This window comes from Microbacterium candidum, assembly GCF_030315975.1.
In the GTDB taxonomy this organism is placed as follows: Bacteria; Actinomycetota; Actinomycetes; order Actinomycetales; family Microbacteriaceae; genus Microbacterium; species Microbacterium candidum.
In genome coordinates this window covers 324,812-345,084 of the sequence record NZ_JASXSZ010000003.1, presented here as the reverse complement: position 1 = coordinate 345,084, position 20,273 = coordinate 324,812, and the positions used below count along the sequence as shown (strand labels likewise).

The following is a 20,273-nucleotide window of genomic DNA, read 5'->3' as shown; positions in this document are numbered from 1 at the left end:
TAGCACGCCATGACCCCGTATTGATGCGCAACATGCTCAAGCGTGTCCCTAATGCTTGAGCGGGGTGCGTATCGGACGTACGCTCGCGGTATATCGGCGACGAGGCCGGTGGACGACCCGCGGAGGCTCATGAGGCCCGAGCGGATGGGAGGTCAGGACAATGGTGCACACCCTCACTCCGGCAGCCGACATCGGCGTCGACATCGACGACGTCGCACGGCTGCTCACTGCCGACGGAGAGCGTATCGCGGACTCCGTCCTCGACCCGTGGATCGCCGACGTGGATGCCGCGCAGCTGCGCGAGCTCCACCGCGAGATGGCGGTCCTGCGCCGCATCGACGCGGAGGGCGTCGCCCTGCAGCGTCAGGGTCAGCTGGGGCTGTGGGCCCCCTGCACAGGCCAGGAGGCCGTCCAGATCGGCACCACGCGGGGCCTGCGCAACGACGACTTCGTGTTCCCGAGCTACCGCGAGATCGGTGTCGTGTACGCGCGCGGCGGGCGGCCGTCGGACTTCGTGCTGTCGTGGCGAGGAGAGGCGCACTCGACGCTCGAGCCCGATACGCTGCACTCCGGCGTCCCGCAGATCATCATCGGCGCCCAGACGCTCCACGCGGTCGGCTATGCGATGGGCATCCAGCGCGACGGCACCGACCAGGTCTCGGCGACCTACTTCGGTGACGGTGCGTCGAGTCAGGGCGACGTCAATGAGGCGATGGTGTTCGCCGCATCCTTCGGCGCGCCGGTCGTGTTCGTCTGCTCGAACAACCAGTACGCGATCTCCGAGCCGGTCCGCGTCCAGGCGGCGGCTCCCATCGCCGGCCGTGCACCGGGATACGGCATCCCGAGCATGCGCGTCGACGGCAACGACATCCTCGCGTGCCTCGCGGCGATGCGCTGGGCCGCCGAACACGCCCGCACGGGCGCCGGCCCCGCCTTCATCGAGGCCGTCACCTACCGGATGGGTCCGCACACGACCTCCGACGATCCGACGCGTTACCGCGACCCGGCGGAGCTCGAGCGCTGGCGCGCACGTGACCCGCTCACCCGCGTCGAGGCCTACCTCCGCGCGCAGGGGGAGTTCGACGACGAGTTCGCGGCATCCGTCCAGCACTCCGCCGACGACATGGCCGCGCAGGTGCGCGCCGCCGCGCTGGGGGCTGTGACCAAGCCCCCGCTGAGCGTCTTCGACGACGTCTACGCGGAGCCGCACACTGGCATCGCCGAGGAGATCGTCGCGTTCGCCGCGTACCTCGACGGGTTCGCCGACGCAGAAGGCGAGGTCGCACGATGACCCAGATGACGATGGCGAAGGCTCTCAACGAGGGGCTCCGGCGCGCTCTCGCCGACGACGACCGCGTCCTCATCATGGGCGAGGACATCGGCAAGCTCGGCGGCGTCTTCCGCATCACCGACGGCCTCCAGGGCGAGTTCGGCGCGCAGCGCGTCGTCGACACGCCGCTGGCGGAGTCCGGAATCGTGGGGACCGCCGTCGGCCTCGCGTACCGCGGATTCCGTCCGGTGGTCGAGATCCAGTTCGACGGATTCGTGTACCCCGCGTTCGACCAGATCGTGAGCCAGGTCGCGAAGCTGCACTACCGCACCGGCGGCAAGGTGAAGATGCCGATCACGATCCGCATCCCGTGGGCCGGCGGCGTCGGCGCCGCGGAGCACCACTCCGAGTCGCCCGAGGCGTACTTCGTGCACACGTCGGGACTGCGCGTCGTCGCGGTCTCGAACCCGCAGGACGCGTACACGGTGCTGCGACAGGCGATCGCCAGCGACGACCCGGTCGTCTTCTTCGAGCCCAAGCGGCTCTACCACGCGAAGGGGGAGGTCGACCTCGACGCCCCGCTCGCGGATGCCGCACCGATGGGGCTCGCCCGCGTCGTGCGCGAGGGGTCGGATGTCACGATCCTGACCTACGGATCGCAGGTGCAGACAGCGCTGGATGCGGCGACCGCCGCCGAGGACGACGGGACGTCGATCGAGGTCATCGACCTCCGCTCGATCTCGCCGGTCGACTATCGCACGGTCACCGCGTCGGTGCGCAAGACCGGCCGCGTCGTCGTGACCCACGAGGCGGCCCGCGAGGCGGGCGTGGGCGCCGAGCTCGTCGCGAGCGTCACGGAGCGCTGCTTCAACTATCTCGAGGCGGCGCCGGTGCGCGTCACGGGGCACAACATCCCCTACCCGCCCGCGAAGCTCGAGAAGTTCCACCTCCCGGACCTCGATCGGATCCTCGACGCCGTGGACCGGGTGATGGACCGGCCGAACAGCCTGACCGGCATCGTCGCCGAGGGGGGAGTGCGATGAGCCAGGACTTCCGGCTTCCCGATCTCGGCGAGGGCCTTCCCGAGGCCGAGCTCGTGCAGTGGCTCGTCGCCCCCGGCGACACGGTCACGCTCAACCAGACGATCGCCGAGGTCGAGACGGCGAAGGCAGTCGTCGAACTGCCGTCCCCGTACGCGGGGACGGTCGGCGCGCTCCACGCTCAGCCGGGCGATGTCATCGCGGTCGGCGACGTCGTCATCACGATCGACACGGGCGAATCGGATGCGGCGGCTCCGGCAGCGGCGCCTGTCGAGGAGGCCGCGGCGGAGCCGGAGAAGGCGGTCCCGAACCTCGTCGGGTACGGCGCTGCGCCGCGCGCCGGCGGCCGTCCGCAGCGCCGCGCACGCTCGCATGGCGGCGTCGGTCAGACGGGCGCGGCGGACACGGCGGTTCTCGAAGCCGCCCCGCACGACGCTCTGCCGCGTCGAGAGGCCCCGGAACCGGTCTTGGAGCGCCCGCGGTCCACGCCTCCGGTGCGCAAGCTCGCCAAGGACCTCGGCGTGGACCTCGCGCTCGTCGAGGCCTCCGGTGTGACCGGCATCATCACCCGTGCCGATGTCGAGGAGTATGCGGCTCGCGTGGCCGCGCCGCAGGCGACCGCTGTCGAAGCGCCCGCGATCGCGCCGGCGTCGAGCCGCCCGCGGGAGACCCGCACGCCGATCCGCGGTGTGCGTCGCGCGACGGCCGACGCGATGGTGCGCAGCGCCTTCACGGCGCCGCAGGCCTCGACGTTCCTGACGATCGACGTGACGGCGACGACGGAGCTCGTCGCCTCCCTCGCCGCCGATCGTTCGCTCGAGGGGCATCGCATCGGGATCATGGCGGTCGCTGCGAAGGCCGTGTGCCTGGCCCTCGGCGCGACGCCGAGCGTCAATTCGCGCTGGGACGAGGCTGCGGGCGAGATCGTCGAGTTCGGTTACGTGAACCTCGGCATCGCAGCGGCGACGCAGCGCGGGCTCGTCGTGCCGAACGTCCGGGATGCCGACGCGATGACGCTCGTGGAGCTCGCCGACGCCATCCGGGAGCTCGCGGGAACTGCCCGTGCCGGCCGCACCGCACCGGCGGACATGCTGGGCGGGACGTTCACGATCACGAACGTCGGCGTCTTCGGCGTCGACGGCGGAACGCCGATCGTGAACCCCGGTGAGGCGGCCATCCTCGCACTCGGCGCCGTCCGGCGTCAGCCGTGGGAGTACAAGGGCGAGATCGCGCTGCGCGACGTCATGACGCTCAGCCTCTCGTTCGACCACCGGCTGGTGGACGGCGAGCAGGCGGCCCGCTTCCTGCGCGACGTCGCGGGAGTCTTGGGGGAGCCCGGGCGCGCGATGCTGCTGCGCTGAACCGCGTGGTGATCGCGGCGCTGTCAGGCCGTCAGCGCCGCGATCGCCATGTCGTGCAGCACATCGCGCACGACGGCGTCGTCGACGGATGCGGCGCGCGACGCGCGCAGACTGTACGGCGTCGAATTGATGAGCCCGAAGCACGCGTGCGCGCGCACCCGCAGGTCGCTGTCGGAGCGCTCGGGGTGGAGGGCGCGCAGAACGGCGATCCACGTGTCCACGTATTCGCGCTGCAGATGACGCACGCGCGAGCGGTCGTGGTCAGACAGGCTCGCGAGGTCGCGGTCCTGGACGCGGATGACATCCGATTCGTCGAGCGCGAAATCGACGTGGAAGTCCACCAGCGCATCGAGCTGGCGCAGCGAGCTGTCGTGCTGGGCGATGACGGCGCGGCCTCCGTCGCGCAGTCCTTCACTGACGCCGACGAGGATGGCGCCGAGCAGCGCCTGCTTGTTCGCGAAGTGGCGATAGACGGCCGGTCCGCTGACGCCGACCGCCGCCCCGAGGTCTTCGAGGCTGACCCCGCTGAAGCCGCGATCCGCGAAGAGCCGGGCGGCTTCACGGAGGAGCGCAGCCTGACGATCCGACTTTGCGCGCCGGCGCTCGGTGGAGCCGCTTGGCATTTCAGTTAATCCTCACTAACATAGCTGTTGGGTTAATGAACACTAACCGCGCATCCACGTGCTCTTCAACGGACGTGATGCGATCGTGACGTCGACGGAGATGGCATGACCGGAAACGGCCTTCCCACCGGGATGCGGATCGGCACGGCGCCCGCACACGGCCCGGGCTACGAGATCGCGTACGAGGCTCAGGCGCGCCTGGCCGAGGCGCTGCGCGAGCGCGTCGCCACGGCATCCCTCGGCGGTCCCGAGCGGGCGCGCGAGCGGCACGCGTCCCGCGGCAAGCTGCTCCCGCGCGATCGCGTCGATCGTCTCCTCGACGAGGGGAGCCCGTTCCTCGAGATCTCGCCGCTGGCCGCGGACGGCATGTACCACGGGGACGCCCCCGGTGCCGGGCTCATCGCCGGCATCGGACTCGTCCACGGACGGCAGGTCATGGTCGTCTGCAATGACGCCACCGTCAAGGGCGGCACCTACTACCCGCTCACGGTCAAGAAGCATCTGCGGGCGCAGGAGATCGCGCTGGAGAATCGGCTGCCCTGCGTCTACCTGGTCGACTCCGGCGGCGCGTTCCTGCCCAAGCAGGACGAAGTGTTCCCCGACCGCGACCACTTCGGACGCATCTTCTTCAACCAGGCCCGGCTTTCGGCAGCGGGCATCCCGCAGATCGCCGCCGTCCTCGGGTCGTGCACGGCCGGCGGCGCGTACGTGCCGGCGATGAGCGACGAAACGGTGATCGTCCGCAATCAGGGCACGATCTTCCTCGGCGGACCGCCCCTCGTGAAGGCCGCGATCGGCGAGATCGTCTCCGCGGAGGAACTCGGCGGGGGAGAGCTGCACGCGAAGCGCTCGGGTGTCGTCGACCACCTCGCAGAGGACGACGAGCACGCGCTCGAGATCGTCCGAGACATCGTCGCCACGCTGCCGGCGCCCGCGGAGCCCGCGTGGACGGTGCTGGAGAGCACGCCGCCCGCGGCCGACCCGGAGGAGCTCTACGGCATCGTGCCCGTGGATGTCACGCAGCCCTACGATGTCCGCGAGGTCATCGCGCGGCTCGTGGACGCGAGCGCGTTCCACGAGTTCAAGCGCGAGTACGGCACGACGCTCGTCACCGGTTTCGCCCGCATCCACGGTCATCCTGTCGGCATCGTCGCGAACAACGGCATCCTGTTCTCCGAGTCCGCGCTCAAGGGCGCGCACTTCATCGAGCTGTGCGATCAGCGCGGCGTTCCGCTCCTGTTCCTCCAGAACATCACCGGCTTCCTCGTCGGGCGGGATGCCGAGGCGGGCGGCATCGCGAAGGACGGCGCGAAGATGGTGACCGCCGTCGCGACGACGCGCGTGCCGAAGCTGACCGTCATCGTCGGCGGATCGTTCGGCGCCGGCAACTACTCGATGTGCGGGCGGGCGTACTCGCCGCGGTTCCTGTGGTCGTGGCCCGCGAGCCGCATCTCGGTGATGGGCGGACCTCAGGCCGCCTCGGTCCTCTCGACGGTGCGCGCCGACCAGCTCGCGGCGCGCGGCGAGGAGTGGCCTGCCGACGAACGCGCCGCGTTCGAAGCGCCGATCCGCGCGCAGTACGAGGAGCAGGGCGATCCCTACTACGCGACCGCGCGACTGTGGGACGACGGCATCCTCGACCCGCTCGACACGCGCGACGCGCTGGGGCTCGCCCTCGACGTCGTCTCCCGTACCCCGCTGCCCGAACCGCGCTTCGGCGTCTTCCGGATGTGACACCGCATGTTTGAAACAGTCCTGGTCGCGAACCGCGGCGAGATCGCCCGTCGCGTCATCCGCACGCTGCGCCGGCTCGGCATCCGCTCGGTCGCCGTCTACAGCGATGCGGATGCCGAAGCCCCGCACGTGCGCGAGGCGGACATCGCGGTGCGCATCGGCCCGGCGGCGGCGTCCGCGTCGTACCTGTCGATCGACGCGGTCATCGCCGCCGCCGTCGAGACCGGCGCGCAGGCGGTGCACCCCGGCTACGGGTTCCTGTCCGAGAACGCCGCCTTCGGCCGCGCGTGCGCGGACGCCGGAATCGTGTTCATCGGACCGGGGGAGCGCGCTCTCGAAGTCATGGGCGACAAGATCCGCGCGCGCGACCACGTCGGCGCCTACGGCGTGCCGATCGTCCCCGGCTTCAGCGCCGCCGGCCTCACCGACGGCGAGATCGCGGAGCAGGCGGAGGCAGCGGGCTACCCGCTGCTCGTGAAGCCGTCCGCCGGCGGTGGGGGGAAGGGGATGCAGGTCGTCCGCTCCGCAGCCGAGCTCCCCGAGGCGCTCGCCACGGCGCGACGCGTGTCGGCCGCCGCCTTCGGCGACGACACGCTGCTCCTCGAGCGGCTCATCGAGCGCCCGCGGCACATCGAGGTGCAGGTGATGGCGGACCGGCACGGCAACGTCATCCACCTCGGGGAGCGCGAGTGCACGCTCCAGCGTCGGCACCAGAAGGTCATCGAGGAGGCGCCCTCGCCCGTGGTCGACGAGGCGACGCGTGCCCGGCTCGGCGCGGCGGCCTGCGCCGCGGCCGCGAGTGTCGACTATGTCGGGGCGGGGACGGTCGAGTTCCTCGTCGCGGGCGACCGACCCGACGACTTCTTCTTCATCGAGATGAACACGCGCCTGCAGGTGGAGCATCCCGTGACCGAGATGGTCACCGGGCTCGACCTCGTGGAGCTGCAGCTGCTTGCGGCGGCGGGAGCGGAGCTGCCGCTGAGGCAGGACGACGTGGTGCTCGGGGGACATGCGATCGAGGCCCGTGTGTATGCGGAGAGCCCGGCGCGCGGATTCCTGCCCCAGACGGGCACGGTGCTCGACTGGCGGCCTGCGCTCACCCCGGTCGCCGAGCGCGCCGAGGTGCGAGCGGATGCGGCGATCGAGACCGGTTCCGTCGTCACCGCCGACTACGACCCCATGATCGCGAAGGTCATCGCGCACGCACCCGATCGGTCGGCCGCCGTCTCTGCGCTCGACGCCGCACTCGCCGACACGGTGCTCCTCGGCGTCGAGAGCAATATCGGGTTCCTCCGCGAGCTGCTGAACGAGCCCGCCGTGGCCGCGGGAGACCTCGACACGGGGCTCATCGACCGGCTGCCGCCCCACGTCGACCCGGAGCCGTCACTTCTCGCACTGACGGCCGCCGCGACGTTCGTCGCCGCCCGCGATGCCGCCATGCCCGAGCAAGACGCCGGACACGCCTCGCCGCTGTGGCTCTCGCGCTCCGGCCGCCGGCTGGACGCGCCCGACGTCCCCGTCGCACAGGCCTTCGAGTCCTCCGACGGTGCCATCCGGTCCGCCGTGGCGGCAGAACCCGGCCCCGAGGTCGCCATGGGCGGCCTGCGCAGCAGGCGCGCTCTCGGCCGCGCGCTGCCGCAGGGTGCGGCCCTCGCCGAGGACCCGGACGGTCTGCTCTGGGTGCACGCCGACGGCGTCACCACCGCCCTGCGTCCGCTGACCCGCCGCGAGGCCGCGGACCTGCGTCTCGCCCGCCGCGAGCGGGGGGACGCCGCATCCGATCCGGAGCTGCGCGCCCCCATGCCGGGCGCCGTTGTCGCGGTACACGTCGCCGACGGCGACGCCGTGACGACGGGAGACCGCATCGCGACCATCGAGGCCATGAAGATGGAGCACCCGGTCACCGCTCCGCACGACGGCGTCGTCATTCTGTCCGTCGCCCCTGGCGCCCAGGTGCGCCTCGGCGAACTGCTCGCGCGCGTCGACGCGCCGGCGCCCGTCACGCAAGACTGACATCCCCCGAGGAGGATCCATGATCGACAGCACGCTCACCGAGGACGAGGTCGAACTCGCGCGGCTCGTCCGCGAGTTCGCGGACGAGGTCGTCGCCCCGCGCTCGTACGAGGCCGACCGCGACCACGAGCTTCCGCTCGACGTCGTCGCACAGATGGGGGAGCTGGGCCTGTTCGGCCTGCCGTTCCCCGAAGAGGTCGGGGGCCAGGGTGGCGACTTCTTCGCGCTGTGCCTCGCAATCGAGGGCCTCGCCCGCGTCGACCAGTCGATCGCGATCACGCTCGAGGCCGCGACGTGCCTCGGGGCGATGCCCGTCTTCAACTTCGGCACCGACGCGCAGAAGGCCGAGTACCTGCCCGACCTCCTGTCCGCGAAGTCCCTCGCCGGATTCGGGCTCACCGAGCCGGAGGCGGGTTCCGATGCGGGGGCCACTCGGACCACCGCGCGGCTCGAGGCCGGCGAGTGGGTGATCAACGGGTCGAAGCAGTTCATCACGAACTCCGGCACCGCGATCACGCGCTTCGTCACGGTCACCGCGGTCACCGGTGAGGAGAACGGGCGCAAGAAGATCTCGACGATCATCGTGCCCAACGGCACGCCGGGCTTCACGGTCGAGCCCGCCTACGACAAGGTCGGGTGGCACTCGTCCGACACGCATCCGCTGACCTTCGCCGATGCGCGCGTGCCCGAGGAGAACCTCCTCGGCGAGCGCGGGCGCGGGTTCGCGAACTTCCTGCAGACGCTCGACGAGGGACGCATCGCGATCGCCGCCCTCTCGACGGGGGCGGCGGAGGGATGCCTCGAAGAGGCGTTGAAGTACTCCCGGAGCCGTACGGTGTTCGGCAGCTCGCTGTCGACGCGTCAGCACGTCCAGTTCCTCCTCGCGCGCATGCAGATGCGCGTCCACAACGCGCGTCTCGCGTGGCACCATGCGGCGCGCCTGCGCGACAACGGGCTCCCGTTCAAGACCGAGGCGGCGATCGCGAAGCTCACGGCGAGCGACGCGGCGATGGACAACGCGCGGGATGCCACGCAGCTGTTCGGCGGCAACGGGTTCATGAACGAGTTCCTCGTCGCGCGCCACTACCGCGACTCGAAGATCCTCGAGATCGGCGAGGGCACGAACGAGGTCCAGCTCCTCGTCATCGCCCGCGCGCTCGGAGTAGCGTGACGTCATGACCGTCACTCTGCAGCGCGGTCTCTGGTTCGAGGAGTTCGAGGTCGGCGCTCGGTACCTGCACCGTCCTGGACGCACCGCGACCGAGGCCGACAACGTCCTCTTCTCCTCTCTCACGATGAACACGCAGGCCTTGCATCTGGACGCCGCCTATTCGGCGACCCAGCCATTCGGGCAGCGTCTCATGAACTCCATGTGGACGCTCGCGACGATGGTGGGAGCCTCGGTCGCCCAGCTCACGCAGGGCACCCTTGTCGCCCAGCTCGGCCTCGGGGACATCTCGTTCCCGGCGCCCCTGTTCGCCGGCGACACGCTCTACACCGAGACCGAGATCACCGCGGTACGGCTCTCCGCGTCCCGGCCAGGTCAGGGCATCGTCACCATGACGCACACCGGACGCAACCAGGACGGCGTCGTCGTGGCAACGGCGTCCCGCGTCGCGCTCATGCTCTGCCGGCCTACGGAGCCCGAGACCGACCCGGAGGTCGCCATCCTGGACAGCCACGCATGAGCTTCGCGCTCGGTCCCGCGATCCTGTTCTGTCCGGCCGATCGCCCGGAGCGCTACGCGAAGGCGCTCGAGCGTGCCGACGCTGTCATCGTCGATCTCGAGGACGCCGTCGCCCCCGCGGACAAGCCGGGTGCACGCGGTGCGCTCATCGATGCGGAGCTCGATCCCGCGCGCGTCATCGTCCGGGTGAACCCGACGGGTACGGCGGACTTCGCGGACGACATGGCGACCCTCTCGCAGACGGACATCCGCACGATCATGGTCGCGAAGGCCGAGTCGCCCAAGCGCCTGGACCGCATCGACACCCGCTTCGAGGTCGTCGCCCTGTGCGAGAGCGCACGCGGTGTCGAGAACGCGGGGCGCATCGCGTCGCTCGAACGTGTCACGGCGCTCATGTGGGGCGCCGAGGATCTCGTGGCATCGCTCGGCGGCACGGCGAGCCGGAACGCGCGCGGCCGCTACCGGGACGTGGCCCGCTACGCCCGCTCGCGGGTGCTGGTCGCTGCCGGCGCGTACGGGAAGGCGGCGATCGACGCCGTGCATCTGGACATCGCCGACGTCAAGGGGCTCAAGCGCGAGGCGAAGGATGCGGCGGCCTCCGGGTTCGCCGCGACCGCCTGCATCCATCCGTCGCAGGTCGACGTCATCCGCGATGCGTACCGGCCGTCGCTCGACGAGGCCGAGTGGGCGCAGCGCGTGCTCACCGCGGCGGCGGGGGAGCGCGGCGTGTTCGCGTTCGAGGGCCGCATGGTCGACGAGCCCGTCCTCCGGCACGCGCGGCGGGTGCTCGACCGCCTCTGAACGCGTCGATGCCCTGACATCATTCCTCACGCGCAGTGCGAACAGCGACCGACGGCCGCTGCGGCCTGCGTGTCGCGTGAGATGTGAGGAGTTCCGGTCGCGTCAGTCGACGAGGGCGGTCTCGACGCTGCGCGAGTCGTCGACGATCCGGAGGCGCTCGCGCTCCCAGAGCATCGTGTAGCCTCCGCCGTTCGGCAGGCGCGTGCCGGGCTCTGGCAGGTCGCCGCGCGTGGCGTGCCGGGCGAGCTCGCGGATCAACGCCCCGTGCGACACGACGATGACGGTCGCCGGTGCGGGGGCGCTCGCCCGCCGCACGTCGCGCACCACTCTGCGGACACCGTGCAGCGCGCGGCGCCGCAACGCCGCCGCGGATTCGGCGCCCGGGACGTCGGCGGAGTGCATCGGTCCCCACCGCTGCGCGATCTCGTCGGAGGTGAGCCCCTCGGCCTCGCCGTACGCGCGCTCGCGCAGGTGCGGGTAGGCCTGCGGCGCCGGGAGGCCGAGCCGCTCGGCGATGATGTCGGCGGTCTCGCGGGCGCGAGACAGATCGCTCGTCACGATCGCGACGTGGCCGTCCAGCTCCCCGCGCAGCGCGTCCGCGGCATCCATCGCCTGCGTCCGGCCCGTGTCGTTCAGCGGGATGTCAGTCGTCCCCTGGATGCGTCCGCGGAGATTCCAGTCGGTCTCTCCGTGGCGGACGAACACGAGGGTGGTCATCCGTCGAGCCTAGCTTTCGCGGGTGAGGCGGCCTGCGAGGATGCTGAGCACCTCGGTCGTGCCCGCGTCGATCTTGACCGTCGCCCAGGGGTCCGCGCGCGTCTGCCCGCGGTTGACGATGACGATCGGCATGCGGCGGCGGCGTGCCCGCTCGACGAGCCGCACGCCCGAGTTCACCACGAGCGACGATCCGGCCACGAGGAGCGCGTCGCTCGCGTGCACCAGCTGCTCCGCCTCACGGAACTTGGCCGGCGGGATGAACTCGCCGAAGAACACGACGTCGGGTTTGAGGATGCCGCCGCACACCGTGCACTCGGGGAGCACGAATCCCTCGACGCTCTCGGGGGTGACATCGCCGTCGGGACCGAGGATGATGTCGGCGGGTCGAGAGAGCCACGGGTTGTCCGCCTCGATCCGCGCCGAGACGTCGCGACGATCGAAGACCTGCCCGCAGTGCAGGCAGACGATGCGGCGCATCGTGCCGTGCAGCTCGACGAGCCGCTGCGTGCCGGCACGCAGGTGCAGGCCGTCGACGTTCTGCGTGACGACGCCTGTCGCGACGCCGTCCAGCTCGAGCCGGGCGAGCGCGCGATGTCCGGCGTTGGGCTCCGTCCCGGAGAAGGAGCGCCATCCGAGCTGGCTGCCGACCCAGTAGCGGCGGCGGGCCGCATCGGATTCCAGGAACCGGTCGAATGTCATCGGCGTCCGCACGGGTGCGCCCTCGCCCCGGTAGTCCGGGATGCCGGAGTCCGTGGAGACACCCGCGCCCGTCAGCACCGCGATCTGGCGGCCGGCGAGCGCTTCGATGGCACGCTCGACCAGTGCCGCCGTCGGCGCGTCGAGTTCGAGAGTCGCGGTCATGGAGCACCTCCCTGCACGCCGAGTGTAGAGGGCGCGGTTTTCCGGGATGTTACGGCTGAGGCATGCTGGATGCATGCGCCTGGTCCCTGTCGACGATGCCGCCGATCCGAGACTGGCGGACTACCGCGACCTCACCGACGTCGCTCTGCGCCGCGTTCTGGAGCCGGAGGGCGGGCTGTACATCGCGGAATCGGCCAAGGTGATCGGCCGCGCGCTGCGCGCCGGACACCGCCCGCGGTCGATTCTGGTGCAGGAGAAGTGGGTCCCCGACGTCGAGGGGATGCTCGCGTCCGACGACGATGTCGAGGTGTTCGTCGTCTCCGCGGCGATCGCCGAGGCGGTCACCGGATACGCGGTGCACCGCGGCGCCCTCGCGGCGATGCACCGCCCGCCGCTGCCCGCCGTCGCGGAGGTCGTCGCCGGAGCGCGACTGGTGCTCGTCCTCGAGGACATCGTCGACCACACCAATGTCGGCGCGGCGTTCCGGGCCGCAGCCGGACTCGGCGCCGACGCCGTGCTCGTGAGCCCCCGGTGCGCAGACCCGCTCTATCGCCGGAGCGTCCGCGTCAGCATGGGCACCGTATTCCAGGTGCCGTGGACGCGCCTGGAGTCCTTCGATCAGCTCCACGACGCCGGCATGCACGTCGCAGCCCTGGCCCTTGCCGACGACGCCGTGGCTCTCGACGAGTTCTCCGCGCACCGCCCCGAGCGCGTCGCGCTGCTCCTCGGTGCGGAAGGCGACGGGCTCAGCCGTCGCGCACTCGCCGCGGCGGACACCGTCGTGACGATCCCGATGGCGGGCGGCGTCGATTCGCTCAACGTCGCAGCCGCGAGCGCCGTCGCCCTCTGGGAGCTGCGGAGCCGCTGACCTCCGGGCTTCCGCGGGCGCTCAGGCCCCCGGACGCACCATGAGCTCGGTGACCTCGGCGTCCCGCGGAAGGTCGAGCGCCATCAGGACCGTCGTGGCGACCGAGGACGGCTGCATCCACCGGGCCGCGTCGTACTCGGCGCCCTCCTGGCGGTGCACCTTCTCCTGCATGGGCGTCGCCGTGCGGCCCGGGTAGACCGTCGTCACGCGAACGCCGTGCGGGCGCTCCTCTTCGCGCAGGGCGTCGGCGATCGCCCGCACCGCGAACTTGCTCGCCGCATACGAGCCCCAGTCGGGATGCACACGGAGACCGGCGCCGGAGTTGACGAACACGATGTGTCCGCGGGCGGCGCGCAGGGCCGGCAGCAGGATGCGGGTCAGCTCCGCAGGAGCGACCGCGTTGACGTCGAGCTGCTGCTGCCACGCCTCGACGGGCGTCTCGGCGATCGGCCCGAGCTCCACGATGCCTGCCACGTGGAGCAGCGAGTCCACACGCGAAGGCCGACGTTGCGCATCCATCGCCGCCGCCAGGCTCCGCGGGTCGGAGAGATCCGCGATGAGCGTGTGCGAACCGGGGAACACGGAGCGGAAAGCGGCTGCACGCTCGTCGTCGCGGGCGACGAGCCACAGGTCGTCGCCGCGCTCGTGGAGGCGCTGGGTCAGAACCCGGCCGATACCGGAACCCGCACCCGTGATCACATGCACGGCCACGTCAGACCTGCTCTCCGCGGTGGGCCGCCTCGTCCTTGCCCGGGGCGAGGATCGTCACGGGCATCGGCTCGGGCCGTTTCGCCGTCACGTTGTCGCCCGAGGACTGGTGGCGCAGGCGCCGCAGCACCCACGGGACGAAGTGCTCGCGCGCCCACACGAGGTCGTTGCCGCGCGCTTCGCGCCACGTGCGGTACGGCAGCGCATCCGGCTGCATCGGCTGCAGATCGTTGGGCACATTGAGTGCGCGCAGCACCATGCGGGCGACCTCATGGTGGCCGAGCGGGTTGTAGTGCAGGCGGTCGTCGTCGAAGAAGCGCATGTCCTGCACCTCCTTGAGCGCCCACTGGTCGGCGACGATGCAGTCGTACTTGTCGGCGATCGCGCGGATGTTCTCGTTGTAGATCGCGACCTTGCCGCGGATGCCGCGGAACACCGGCGTGAAGTTCGTGTCGATGCCCGTGAACACGACGACCGTCGCACCATCGCTCGAGAGGCGCACGACGGCGTCCTCGAACTGCTGGGCGACCGCGTCGGGATCGCTTCCCGGACGGATGACGTCGTTGCCGCCGGCGGAGAACGTCACCAGATCGGGCTTGAGGGCGAGTGCGGGCTCGACCTGCTCGTCGACGATCTGCTGGATGAGGCGCCCGCGGATCGCGAGGTTCGCATACGCGAAATCGTCGACCTGCTCGGCGAGGACCTCCGCGACACGGTCGGCCCAGCCGCGCAGGCCGTTCTCGGCCTGCGGCTCGGGGTCTCCGACGCCTTCCGTGAAGGAGTCGCCGATCGCGACGTACCGACGCCAGGGGTGGGGGCCGTCGTTGGGGATGTAGGGGGTGCGGTGCGCGTCTGTCGTGCTCAAGAAACCACCTCGATAGGGATGCTTCGAGCCTATCCCCGGCCGCGGGAGCCGGCCTTTTCGTTCCTGTCGGAGGCGTGATCTATCGTTGTCATCCGTGCCTCTCCGTCCTGCGGAGGGGCACGTCACGGTACGAGACGAGTCGAGCGGCGGGGGTGCGCATGGACGAATTCGCCACCGCCTCGGGCGAGTCGGCGACGGATGCGTCGCACGACGATGCCGCCCGCATCGGCAGCTTCGCCGCCGAGCACCTGTCTCCGTCGTTCCCGCAGCGCGCGCCGTGGGGAGCCGCACAGCGTCTGCGTGCATGGCAGGCGGAGGCGCTCGACCTCTACTTCGGTCTCGACGGGCCCGACGGCGTGGGCAAGGGACCGCGCGACTTCCTCGCCGCGGCGACCCCGGGCGCCGGCAAGACCACATTCGCGCTGAGGCTCGCGAGCGAGCTCCTGCGGCGCGGAGTCGTCGATCGCATCGTCGTCGTCGCCCCCACGGAGCACCTCAAGACCCAGTGGGCGGATGCGGCGGCCCGCGTCGGCATCCGGCTCGATCCCGCGTTCAGTAACCGCCACACGACGCCCGCACGCCAGTACCACGGCGTCGCCGTGACGTACGCCCAGGTCGCGGTGAAATCCTCGGTGCACCAGCGACTGGTCATGGACCGCCGCACGCTCGTGATCCTCGACGAGGTGCACCACGGCGGCGACGCCCTGAGCTGGGGCGACGCCCTGCGCGACGCCTATCACCGCGCGACGCGTCGGCTGCTCCTGTCGGGCACGCCGTTCCGCTCCGACACGGCCCCCATCCCGTTCGTCGAGTACCACCCGGATTCCAAGGGCATCCGCATCTCGCGGACCGACTACGCCTACGGCTACCGCCGCGCGCTGGAGGACGGCGTCGTCCGCCCGGTCATCTTCCTCGTCTACGCGGGCAAGATGCGCTGGCGGACGAAGACCGGCGACGAGATGGAGGCGCATCTCGGCCAGGACAACACGAAGGATGTGACGTCCCAGGCGTGGCGCACGGCGCTCGACCCCGAGGGCGACTGGATCCCCGCCGTGCTGCGGTCGGCGGACCGGCGGCTCAGCGAGGTGCGCGAGCAGGTCCCGGATGCCGGCGGCCTCATCATCGCGACCGACCAGACGGCGGCGCGCGCATACGCGCAACTCCTGTTCGAGATCTCCGGCGAGCAGCCCACCGTCGTGCTTTCGGACGAGGCCGAGGCGTCGAGCCGCATCGAGGCGTTCTCGAAGGACACGAGCCGCTGGATGGTCGCGGTGCGGATGGTGTCGGAGGGCGTCGACGTGCCTCGCCTGGCCGTCGGCGTCTACGCGACGAGCGCGTCCACTCCGCTGTTCTTCGCGCAGGCCATCGGGCGCTTCGTGCGCGCCCGCCGCCGCGGCGAGACCGCGAGTGTCTTCCTCCCGAACGTGCCGCAGCTGCTCGAACTCGCGAACGAACTCGAGCGCCAGCGCGATCACGCCCTCGACCGCGAGAGCGACGGCGACGAGTGGGACGCGGAAGAAGACCTCATGGACGCGGCCGAGCGCGAGGACAAGGCGTCCGACGCGCTCACCGAGGAGTTCACGTATCAGGCCCTCGGCTCGCTCGCCCACTTCGATCGCGTGCTGTTCGACGGCAAGGAGTTCGGGCAGCTCGCGGTGCCCGGCACTCCCGAGGAGGAGGAGTTCCTGGGCCTTCCCGGTCTCCTCGAGCCCGAGCACGTGCACGAACTCCTCATGCAGCGCCAGGCCAGGCAGACGCGCCATCGGCACGTCCGCGAGGCGTATGAGGCGACGTCCCCCGCCGAGGAGGAGCCCGCGCTGCCCCAGGCGCTGCACCGCACGCTGAAGGAGCAGCGGCAGCTCCTGAACAGCCTCGTCGGGCTGTACGCCCGGCAGAGCGGCGAGGCGCACGGACTCGTGCACGCCGAGCTCCGGCGCATCTGCGGCGGGCCGGCCGTGTCGCACGCCACCGTCGCCCAGCTGCAGGCGCGGATCGACGTGCTGCGCAAACGCGTCCACTCCTGAGCCGACGCACCCGCGCCGCCACGATGCAGGACATACGGCTGTCGGCGGCCCCTATGCGGTCGGCCGGGCACATGTCCTGATCCGTGGCGGAGGAGCCGACGCGCCCGGTCCTGTTCGGAGCCCCGAAATGCTGGCAATCGCGGGATTCCGCGGGTTTCGGCTGCGCGCGGCGATTAGCCTCGAACGGTTCCCCCACCCACTGCAGCCGAGGAGGCTCTCTTGAGCGTGCCCGCCCCAGCACCCGCCCAGCCCAGCCCGCGCGAACGACGACGCTGGACGCGATACCTCGTGAACGAGCGCGCGGAGGCCCGCGTCTATCGCGAGCTGGCGCAGCGCCGCCAGGGCGAAGAGCGCGCGATCCTCCTCGCGCTGGCCGACGCAGAGGGCCGGCACGAGCAGCATTGGCTGACGCTCCTCGGCGGGGAGCCCAGATCACTCCCGCGGGCGTCGATCGGCACGCGCACCCTCGGCTGGATGGCGAGCCGGTTCGGCTCGATCTTCGTCCTCGCCCTCGCGCAGAACGCGGAGGACCGCTCGCCTTACGACGACGATCCGCACGCGACGCCCGCGATGCGCGCCGACGAGAAGGTGCACCGCGAGGTCGTCCGGGGTCTCGCGGCGCGGGGCCGCCGTCAGCTGTCCGGCACGTTCCGTGCCGCGGTGTTCGGGGCGAACGACGGACTCGTCTCCAACCTCGCCCTCGTGATGGGCATCGGCGCGACGGGCGCGCCGCCGCAGCTGGTTCTCTTCAGCGGCATCGCGGGGCTGCTTGCGGGCGCGCTGTCGATGGGCGCGGGAGAGTACGTATCCGTGCGTTCGCAGCGCGAGCTGCTCGCCGCGACGGAACCGGGACTGGATGCTGCGGAGGTCCTCCCGGACCTCGATCTCGATGCCAACGAACTCGCCCTCGTCTACCGTTCGCGCGGGCTCAGCGAGATCGAGGCGCAGGAGCGGGCGCAGCGCACCATCGCGCAGGCGAAGGCGCCGGCGTCCGATCGCCCCCTGTCGTACCGGCACCGCAGCGACGCGACCGAGTCGCACGAGATCGTCGGCGACGCGTGGCGGGCGGCGCTCTCGAGCTTCCTCTTCTTCGCGTCCGGAGCGATCATCCCCGTGCTGCCCTGGATCTTCGGGCTCGCCGGGCTTCCCGCCGTCCTCCTCGCGCTCCTGCTCGTCGGCATCGCCCTGATGCTCACGGGCGCCGGCGTGGGCCTTCTCTCCGGAACGGCACCACTCCAGCGCGGGCTGCGACAGCTCCTCATCGGCTACGGCGCGGCCGCCGTCACCTACATGCTCGGTCTGCTGTTCGACGTCACGCTCGGGGGATGACGACCTTCTTTGCTTCAGTTATACTGAAAGTACTTTCAGAAACACTGAAGGTGAGAGGATCGTCATGACCACGTTCTCGCAGCGCGCGAGCGTCATCGCCGCGAGCGTCTATCTGGTGCTCGGGCTCGCCGGCGGGCTGATGTACCGCGAGCTCACGAAGTCGACCGGTTTTCCGGAGAGCAGCGTCTCGCAGCTGGGCGTGCTGCACACGCATCTCCTGGCGCTCGGATTCCTGTTCTTCCTCATCGTGCTGGTGGTCGATCGCGTGTTCGGCCTCGGCAGCGACAAGCTCTTCCAGCCGTTCTTCTGGATCTACAACGCCGGCCTGCTGCTGACCGCGGGAACGATGGCCGTGCACGGGACGCTCACCGTCCTCGGCAAGGAGAGCAGCGCGGCGGTCTCGGGCATCGCCGGTATGGGGCACATCGTCGTGACGGTGGCGCTGCTGATCCTGATGGTCTCGCTGATCCGCATCGTCTGGAAGACCGGCCGCCCCGCGAAGGACGCCGCTCCCGCGCTCGAGCGCGCAGAATGACCGTCGCAGCCCCCGTCAGCGCCCCGACGCGCCGCGACTGGCTGGGTCTTGCCACCCTCGCCACGGGGCTCGGGATGATCGTCCTGGACGGCACGATCGTGGGCGTCGCGATGCCGACGATGATCCAGGACCTGCACCTGAACATCACCGAGGCGCAGTGGGTCTCGAGCCTCTACGCCATCGTGCTCGCAGCGCTCCTGCTGATCGCGGGTCGGGCCGCCGACCGGTGGGGTCGGCGCCGGCTGTTCCTCGCCGGAGTCGTGGTGTTCATCGCGGGCAGCATCGTCGCGGGGGCGTCGGGGGATGCGGCGGCCCTCATCGGCGCGCGTGTGATCCAGGCTGCGGGGGCGGCCCTCATCCTCCCGACCACGCTGTCGATCGTGAACGCGACCTTCCGGGGGAAGGAGCGCGCCGCGGCCTTCGGCGTGTGGGGCGCCGTGATCTCCGGAGCCGCGGCACTCGGCCCCCTCGCCGGAGGAGCGCTGACGGAGTACGCGTCGTGGCCGTGGATCTTCTACGTCAACGTGCCCATCGGCATCCTCGTCATCGTGGCGGCGCTGCTGACGGTGCGGGAGTCGCGCGGGGAGGCCGTCGGACGCACGGACATCCTCGGCGCCGTCCTCAGCGCCGTCGGATTCGGAGCGCTCGTCGGCGCGGTCATCGAGGGGCCGGATCTCGGATGGTGGGCGCCGAAGCGCGAGCTCGACCTCTTCGGCGTCGCCTGGCCGACGACCTCGCCCGTCTCGCTCGTGCCGATCCTGTTCGCGGTCGCGGTGGTCGCTCTCGTGGCGTTCGTCTGGTGGGAGCTGCGGCGCCGGCGCCTCGGTCGGACCGTGCTCCTCGATCTCGGCCTGTTCCGGCTCCGCACGTTCTCCTGGGGCAACGTCGCGGCGGGCACCATCGCCGTGGGGGAGTTCGCGATCGTGTTCGTCCTGCCGCTCTACCTCGTGGACGCCCTCGGCCTGGACGTCATGGAGTCCGGACTGGTGCTGGCTGCGATGGCGCTCGGCGCATTCCTCTCCGGTGCCTCAGCACGGCACCTGTCGGCGCGGATCGGGGCGCCGAACGTCGTCCTGCTGGGGCTCGGGCTCGAAGTGCTCGGCATCCTCGTCCTCGCGCTCATCCTCGGGCCGTCGACGGGCGCCTGGATCGCGGCGGCTCCGCTCGTCCTCTACGGCCTCGGTCTCGGCCTCGCATCGGCACAGTTGACCGGGACGGTGCTGCGCGACGTGCCGCCGGAGGCCTCGGGACAGGGGAGCGCCACGCAGAGCACGGTGCGTCAGGTGGGATCCGCCCTCGGGACGGCGATCTCAGGAGCCGCGCTGTCGGCCGCTCTCGCGTTCACCCTGCCGAGCGCGCTCGACGGTGTGCCGGGCGCGGCGGGGCTCGCCGACAGCGTGCGCTCGAGCGCGGGCTCGGCGATCTCGGCGCTGCGGGCGCAGGGCGGCCACGACGCCGTCGTGAATGCGCTCGCGGGCGGATTCGCGGATGCCACCCGGATCTCGCTGCTGTTCGCCGCCGCGTTCCTCGTCCTGGGCTTCGTGGCGGCCCTGCGGGTGCGCAAGGCGGCGCAGGCAGCCGGACACTGAGAGCCCGCCCGCAGCCTGGCGGCAACAGAAAGGCCCCGGGGTTGAACCCGGGGCCATTTCGTGCGCGAGGGGGGACTTGAACCCCCACGCCCTATACGGGCACTAGCACCTCAAGCTAGCGCGTCTACCTATTCCGCCACCCGCGCAGGTGGTTTCGGCTGCTTTCGCGGCCGAGAAATGACACTATCACGTCCAGCGCCGCACACGGAATCGACGGGAGCCCGGGCGCGCCGCCGGTAGCCTGGTCA

The 20,273-nt window shown here is 71.1% G+C and carries 18 protein-coding genes and 1 tRNA gene; 13 read left to right on the top strand and 6 right to left on the bottom strand.

The features are described from left to right. Positions 1 to 160: 160 nt before the first annotated feature. The 3 genes from QSV35_RS11055 to QSV35_RS11045 are packed head-to-tail and all read left to right on the top strand — an operon-like array spanning position 161 to position 3,671. The gene (locus QSV35_RS11055) at positions 161 to 1,291 is read left to right on the top strand and encodes a thiamine pyrophosphate-dependent enzyme (protein ID WP_286288797.1); all 1,131 of its coding nucleotides are present in this window, start codon (positions 161 to 163) and stop codon (positions 1,289 to 1,291) included. After that, positions 1,288 to 2,313, top strand: coding sequence for an alpha-ketoacid dehydrogenase subunit beta (locus QSV35_RS11050; protein ID WP_286288796.1), 1,026 nt, complete (start codon positions 1,288 to 1,290; stop codon positions 2,311 to 2,313). The genes QSV35_RS11055 and QSV35_RS11050 overlap by 4 nt, the downstream gene beginning before the upstream one ends. Further along, positions 2,310 to 3,671 carry a dihydrolipoamide acetyltransferase family protein gene (locus tag QSV35_RS11045; protein ID WP_286288795.1) on the top strand — a complete coding sequence of 454 codons (1,362 nt, stop codon included), beginning with the start codon at positions 2,310 to 2,312 and terminating at the stop codon, positions 3,669 to 3,671. Before QSV35_RS11050 ends, QSV35_RS11045 begins: the two co-directional genes overlap by 4 nt. Positions 3,672 to 3,694: 23 nt before the next feature. Here the strand turns inward: QSV35_RS11045 and QSV35_RS11040 are convergent, their stop codons facing one another. Further along, entirely contained in the window at positions 3,695 to 4,294 is a 600-nt protein-coding gene (locus QSV35_RS11040) for an SACE_7040 family transcriptional regulator (RefSeq protein ID WP_286288794.1), read from the bottom strand. Positions 4,295 to 4,426: 132 nt separating this feature from the next. Between QSV35_RS11040 and QSV35_RS11035 the strand changes: the two genes are divergently transcribed. The 5 genes from QSV35_RS11035 to QSV35_RS11015 are packed head-to-tail and all read left to right on the top strand — an operon-like array spanning position 4,427 to position 10,529. Further along, a complete protein-coding gene (locus QSV35_RS11035; RefSeq protein ID WP_286289102.1) occupies positions 4,427 to 6,028 on the top strand; it encodes a carboxyl transferase domain-containing protein in 1,602 nt (533 codons plus the stop codon). 6 nt (positions 6,029 to 6,034) lie between these two features. Beyond that, positions 6,035 to 8,041, top strand: a complete 2,007-nt coding sequence (locus QSV35_RS11030) for an acetyl/propionyl/methylcrotonyl-CoA carboxylase subunit alpha (RefSeq protein WP_286288793.1) — start codon at positions 6,035 to 6,037, stop codon at positions 8,039 to 8,041. Between the two features lie 19 nt (positions 8,042 to 8,060). After that, the gene (locus QSV35_RS11025; RefSeq protein ID WP_286288792.1) at positions 8,061 to 9,212 is read left to right on the top strand and encodes an acyl-CoA dehydrogenase family protein; all 1,152 of its coding nucleotides are present in this window, start codon (positions 8,061 to 8,063) and stop codon (positions 9,210 to 9,212) included. Positions 9,213 to 9,216: 4 nt separating this feature from the next. After that, entirely contained in the window at positions 9,217 to 9,729 is a 513-nt protein-coding gene (locus tag QSV35_RS11020; protein WP_286288791.1) for a MaoC family dehydratase, read from the top strand. Further along, on the top strand, positions 9,726 to 10,529 hold the full coding sequence (locus QSV35_RS11015; RefSeq protein ID WP_286288790.1) for an HpcH/HpaI aldolase/citrate lyase family protein: 804 nt from the start codon (positions 9,726 to 9,728) through the stop codon (positions 10,527 to 10,529). The genes QSV35_RS11020 and QSV35_RS11015 overlap by 4 nt, the downstream gene beginning before the upstream one ends. Before the next feature lie 102 nt (positions 10,530 to 10,631). On the opposite strand, the gene QSV35_RS11010 is transcribed toward QSV35_RS11015, so the two are convergent. Together QSV35_RS11010 and QSV35_RS11005 are read right to left on the bottom strand one after the other, a co-directional pair. After that, positions 10,632 to 11,246, bottom strand: a complete 615-nt coding sequence (locus QSV35_RS11010; protein WP_286288789.1) for a histidine phosphatase family protein — start codon at positions 11,244 to 11,246, stop codon at positions 10,632 to 10,634. 9 nt (positions 11,247 to 11,255) lie between these two features. After that, complete coding sequence (locus QSV35_RS11005) at positions 11,256 to 12,107, bottom strand: Sir2 family NAD-dependent protein deacetylase (protein WP_286288788.1); 852 nt, start codon at positions 12,105 to 12,107, stop codon at positions 11,256 to 11,258. Between the two features lie 73 nt (positions 12,108 to 12,180). On the opposite strand from QSV35_RS11005, the gene QSV35_RS11000 reads away from it, so the two are divergent. Then, on the top strand, positions 12,181 to 12,975 hold the full coding sequence (locus QSV35_RS11000; RefSeq protein ID WP_286288787.1) for a TrmH family RNA methyltransferase: 795 nt from the start codon (positions 12,181 to 12,183) through the stop codon (positions 12,973 to 12,975). A gap of 21 nt (positions 12,976 to 12,996) precedes the next feature. On the opposite strand, the gene QSV35_RS10995 is transcribed toward QSV35_RS11000, so the two are convergent. Both QSV35_RS10995 and QSV35_RS10990 read right to left on the bottom strand, forming a co-directional pair. Beyond that, positions 12,997 to 13,686: an SDR family oxidoreductase gene (locus tag QSV35_RS10995; RefSeq protein WP_286288786.1), complete on the bottom strand. Its 690-nt coding sequence runs from the start codon at positions 13,684 to 13,686 to the stop codon at positions 12,997 to 12,999. 1 nt (position 13,687) lies between these two features. After that, positions 13,688 to 14,548, bottom strand: coding sequence for an SGNH/GDSL hydrolase family protein (locus QSV35_RS10990; protein WP_286288785.1), 861 nt, complete (start codon positions 14,546 to 14,548; stop codon positions 13,688 to 13,690). Between the two features lie 158 nt (positions 14,549 to 14,706). Between QSV35_RS10990 and QSV35_RS10985 the strand changes: the two genes are divergently transcribed. The 4 genes from QSV35_RS10985 to QSV35_RS10970 all read left to right on the top strand — a co-directional run bounded on the left by QSV35_RS10985 (position 14,707) and on the right by QSV35_RS10970 (position 20,025). Continuing rightward, positions 14,707 to 16,572 carry a DEAD/DEAH box helicase gene (locus tag QSV35_RS10985; protein ID WP_286288784.1) on the top strand — a complete coding sequence of 622 codons (1,866 nt, stop codon included), beginning with the start codon at positions 14,707 to 14,709 and terminating at the stop codon, positions 16,570 to 16,572. A 225-nt stretch (positions 16,573 to 16,797) separates the two neighbouring features. Then, on the top strand, positions 16,798 to 17,901 hold the full coding sequence (locus QSV35_RS10980; RefSeq protein WP_286289101.1) for a VIT1/CCC1 transporter family protein: 1,104 nt from the start codon (positions 16,798 to 16,800) through the stop codon (positions 17,899 to 17,901). 64 nt (positions 17,902 to 17,965) lie between these two features. Then, the gene (locus tag QSV35_RS10975) at positions 17,966 to 18,436 is read left to right on the top strand and encodes a DUF2871 domain-containing protein (RefSeq protein ID WP_286288783.1); all 471 of its coding nucleotides are present in this window, start codon (positions 17,966 to 17,968) and stop codon (positions 18,434 to 18,436) included. Continuing rightward, entirely contained in the window at positions 18,433 to 20,025 is a 1,593-nt protein-coding gene (locus QSV35_RS10970; RefSeq protein ID WP_286288782.1) for a DHA2 family efflux MFS transporter permease subunit, read from the top strand. Before QSV35_RS10975 ends, QSV35_RS10970 begins: the two co-directional genes overlap by 4 nt. A 61-nt stretch (positions 20,026 to 20,086) precedes the next feature. Here QSV35_RS10970 and QSV35_RS10965 read toward each other — a convergent pair. Continuing rightward, positions 20,087 to 20,171 (bottom strand) — tRNA-Leu (locus tag QSV35_RS10965). Positions 20,172 to 20,273: the final 102 nt, after the last annotated feature.

What these genes read in the sequence shown, in the direction of transcription:
- QSV35_RS11055 (WP_286288797.1), top strand. Translation starts at nt 161, where the DNA reads ATGGTGCACACCCTCACTCCGGCAGCCGACATCGGCGTCGACATCGAC.
- QSV35_RS11050 (WP_286288796.1), top strand. Translation starts at nt 1,288, where the DNA reads ATGACCCAGATGACGATGGCGAAGGCTCTCAACGAGGGGCTCCGGCGC.
- QSV35_RS11045 (WP_286288795.1), top strand. Translation starts at nt 2,310, where the DNA reads ATGAGCCAGGACTTCCGGCTTCCCGATCTCGGCGAGGGCCTTCCCGAG.
- QSV35_RS11040 (WP_286288794.1), bottom strand. Translation starts at nt 4,294, where the DNA reads ATGCCAAGCGGCTCCACCGAGCGCCGGCGCGCAAAGTCGGATCGTCAG.
- QSV35_RS11035 (WP_286289102.1), top strand. Translation starts at nt 4,427, where the DNA reads ATGCGGATCGGCACGGCGCCCGCACACGGCCCGGGCTACGAGATCGCG.
- QSV35_RS11030 (WP_286288793.1), top strand. Translation starts at nt 6,035, where the DNA reads ATGTTTGAAACAGTCCTGGTCGCGAACCGCGGCGAGATCGCCCGTCGC.
- QSV35_RS11025 (WP_286288792.1), top strand. Translation starts at nt 8,061, where the DNA reads ATGATCGACAGCACGCTCACCGAGGACGAGGTCGAACTCGCGCGGCTC.
- QSV35_RS11020 (WP_286288791.1), top strand. Translation starts at nt 9,217, where the DNA reads ATGACCGTCACTCTGCAGCGCGGTCTCTGGTTCGAGGAGTTCGAGGTC.
- QSV35_RS11015 (WP_286288790.1), top strand. Translation starts at nt 9,726, where the DNA reads ATGAGCTTCGCGCTCGGTCCCGCGATCCTGTTCTGTCCGGCCGATCGC.
- QSV35_RS11010 (WP_286288789.1), bottom strand. Translation starts at nt 11,246, where the DNA reads ATGACCACCCTCGTGTTCGTCCGCCACGGAGAGACCGACTGGAATCTC.
- QSV35_RS11005 (WP_286288788.1), bottom strand. Translation starts at nt 12,107, where the DNA reads ATGACCGCGACTCTCGAACTCGACGCGCCGACGGCGGCACTGGTCGAG.
- QSV35_RS11000 (WP_286288787.1), top strand. Translation starts at nt 12,181, where the DNA reads ATGCGCCTGGTCCCTGTCGACGATGCCGCCGATCCGAGACTGGCGGAC.
- QSV35_RS10985 (WP_286288784.1), top strand. Translation starts at nt 14,707, where the DNA reads ATGGACGAATTCGCCACCGCCTCGGGCGAGTCGGCGACGGATGCGTCG.
- QSV35_RS10975 (WP_286288783.1), top strand. Translation starts at nt 17,966, where the DNA reads ATGACCACGTTCTCGCAGCGCGCGAGCGTCATCGCCGCGAGCGTCTAT.
- QSV35_RS10970 (WP_286288782.1), top strand. Translation starts at nt 18,433, where the DNA reads ATGACCGTCGCAGCCCCCGTCAGCGCCCCGACGCGCCGCGACTGGCTG.